3 protein-coding genes are annotated in these 2605 nt (G+C 67.6%); 1 reads left to right on the forward strand and 2 read right to left on the reverse strand.

All coding sequences use genetic code 11. From position 1 onward, the window contains the following. Window positions 1-96: 96 nt before the first annotated feature. Together BLR02_RS28100 and BLR02_RS28105 are read right to left on the reverse strand one after the other, a co-directional pair. Window positions 97-393: a thioredoxin domain-containing protein gene (locus BLR02_RS28100; RefSeq protein WP_090665482.1), complete on the reverse strand. Its 297-nt coding sequence runs from the start codon at window positions 391-393 to the stop codon at window positions 97-99. 50 nt (window positions 394-443) lie between these two features. Continuing rightward, window positions 444-776 (reverse strand): hypothetical protein, encoded by a 333-nt coding sequence (locus tag BLR02_RS28105; protein ID WP_090665483.1) that lies wholly within the window; start codon window positions 774-776, stop codon window positions 444-446. Window positions 777-1130: 354 nt separating this feature from the next. Here BLR02_RS28105 and BLR02_RS28110 point away from each other — a divergent pair, with 354 nt between their 5' ends. Further along, a complete protein-coding gene (locus tag BLR02_RS28110; protein WP_090665484.1) occupies window positions 1131-2450 on the forward strand; it encodes an IS701 family transposase in 1320 nt (439 codons plus the stop codon). Window positions 2451-2605: the final 155 nt, after the last annotated feature.

Raw genomic sequence — 2605 nt, forward strand, 5'->3', positions numbered from 1 at the left:
TTCCAGGGGCGAAAGCTCTTCATCATGCCGGCGAGCGAATCACCGCTCGTCCTACATGTCGAGCCTTCTCACACGTTACCGGGACGGGCTCCTAGGTCAGTCCTCGCTTGCTGCCTCCGGCACCTGCAACCCCAGCCGGGCCGCTGCAGCCTCAAGCCGCTCGACGGCGCCCTCGCGCCATTGGTGCCCAGTCAGCAGCCTGGCCGCCTCGGCCGGCGGCATCCCAAGGGCGGCGCCAATCTCGGCGGGCCTAGTGATGCCCCGTTCGTCCAGCTCGCGGCCGATCGCCATCTTCAACCGGATCATGGTCAACCGGTCGGCGGTTCGGCGACGGCGTTCCTCGGGCGTGATCTTCGGCTTGGCGGGCGGTATCTGGTCGGGCGGCAGGCTCATGTCGTGGATGTTGGTCGCCGCCGCAGCCAGCGCTAGCTCACCACGCTCAGTTAGCGGCCAGGCCCAGGAGGGTCCTGCTGCATCGGTGCTGTGGGCTCTATCCGAACGGCGTTGAGCGCCATGTGCGTTACCGTCTCAATGGCCCGTTCGAAGCCAGCAGCAGCTGCCGGCGGGGCGTCATGCTCAATCTGCGCCAGTGCTGCAGGCAGCATCGCGTGAAGGGTACCCAGTATCTCCTCCCGCTTCGCGAGCGGAGCGCGCGTGAGCAGCGAGATATGGGCAATCAGAATGGCTAAAATGCCCTTCAAGGCATGGACCTCGCCCCGTAGCTCGTTGAGCTGGTCGCGCTGCTGCACAGGAAGGCCGATTGGATCCGAGGTCATGGGTACCACCCGCTGCTGGATCCTAGCACCATCGGCCGAAGCACTGGCAAAAGGGAACCGCCCAAATCAAGGCTGCCTATCGCTGCCGCATGTCGCGGGCCGGAGCGGTGCTGGATGGATCCTGGAGGAGCCCCAAAACGGCCAATGAGCCAGCGCCTGTTCTCTTGCGATAAACCCCCCTTACCGCAGATCAGTGGCGAGGATAGTGGTGTGACCTAAGTGCCAGAAAAGGTTGCAAAACTAATTTCTTCGACATACGCGGGCAGGGTAGCATCTAGCACTACCTGGGCACTGTTGCGGCTGACGTGCGTTGTCTGAACTGGGCTGAGACGGCTTGGTTTAGGGAGGCGTGCGATGGGCTGCACGATGTCGGATCTGGACAGCTGGCTGGAGCCGTTCCTGGCCGCGCTCGGGCACAAGAAGCGGCGGCTTTGGGCGCCGCTCTACCTGCGCGGGCTGCTGGGTCCGAGCGAACGCAAGAGCCTGCAGCCGATGGCCGCGTGCCTGGGGCTGAGCGGGCATGACCAGCTGCAGCACTTCATCGCCAGCCCGGCCTGGGACGACGCTCCGCTCTGGCGGGTGCTGGCCGGCCAGGCGGATCGGCTGGTGGGCGGGGCGAAGTCGGCGCTGGTGATCGACGACACGGCGCTGCCGAAGAAGGGCACGCTCTCGGTCGGGGTGGAGCGGCAGTACTGCTGCCAGCTCGGCAAGCGGGCGAACTGCCAGGCGCTGGTCTCGCTGACGCTGGCCGGTAGGGAAGTGCCGGTGCCCGTGGGGCTGCGGCTGTTCTTGCCGGAGAAGTGGGTTGGCGATCCGGAACGCTGCGCGGCGGCCGGCGTGCCGGAGGCGGAGGTGGTGGCCCGCAGCAAGGGCGAGATCGCACTGGCCGAGTTGGACCGGCTACTCGCCGCCCGGGTGCGGTTCGGCATGGTGCTGGCCGATGCCGGCTATGGCGCGAGCGCGGCGTTCCGGGCCGGCTTGAGCGAGCGGGGCCTGACCTGGGCGGTGGGCATCCCGCGCAACCAGAAGGTCTATGGTGCCGATGTCCAGCTGGTCCCGCCCGGCGGCCGCAAGCGGCGCCCGGTGCCGGACCAGGAACCCAAGGACGCGGAGGCGGTGCTCGCCAACCAGCCCTGGCGCCGGGTGACCTGGCGTCAGGGCACCAAAGGCCCGCTCGTGGCGCGCTTTGCCGCCACCCGCATCCGGGTCGGCGATGGCGCGGTCTGGGCCAACAACCGCCACCTGCTAGGCGACGAGGTCTGGCTGGTGGGCGAGTGGCGCTCGAGCGGCGAGCGCAAATACTACCTGTCCAACCTGCCGCCCCGGACCTCACTCCGCGCCCTGGCGGCCGCCATCAAGGCGCGCTGGGTTTGCGAGCAGGCGCATCAGCAGCTCAAACAAGAACTGGGCTTGGGCCACTTCGAGGGACGGTCCTGGACCGGACTGCACCGACACGCGCTGATGACCTGCATCGCCTTTGCCTGGCTGCAGCATCTCCGCCTCGCTGGGCACCGCTCGACGGGGTCGGGGAAAAATGCCGGGTCAGGTTCCGGGACCGCCACCATCGCCGAGCCTCCCGGCCGTGCGCCGCGCCATCATGACGCGGCTGTTCGCCGACCTCGTCGCCCCGATCCGATGTCCACACTGCCGACGCAAGCTCAGGCCACCGCCTGACTTCAGACTGCCCAGGTAGTGCTAGGCACGATTAGTCATCTGCGACTTCGCGCTATCCGGCTGAGCTTGGCCCTGACCTCCTCGCCACGCGTGCGCAGGTGCAGGGTGAAGCCGAACTCCTCGGCCAGAGCGCGCGGCTCGTCATAGTCGAAACC

The organism is Belnapia rosea (assembly GCF_900101615.1).
Classification (GTDB): Bacteria; Pseudomonadota; Alphaproteobacteria; order Acetobacterales; family Acetobacteraceae; genus Belnapia; species Belnapia rosea.

What these genes read in the sequence shown, in the direction of transcription:
- BLR02_RS28105 (WP_090665483.1), bottom strand. Translation starts at nt 776, where the DNA reads ATGACCTCGGATCCAATCGGCCTTCCTGTGCAGCAGCGCGACCAGCTC.
- BLR02_RS28100 (WP_090665482.1), bottom strand. Translation starts at nt 393, where the DNA reads ATGAGCCTGCCGCCCGACCAGATACCGCCCGCCAAGCCGAAGATCACG.
- BLR02_RS28110 (WP_090665484.1), top strand. Translation starts at nt 1,131, where the DNA reads ATGGGCTGCACGATGTCGGATCTGGACAGCTGGCTGGAGCCGTTCCTG.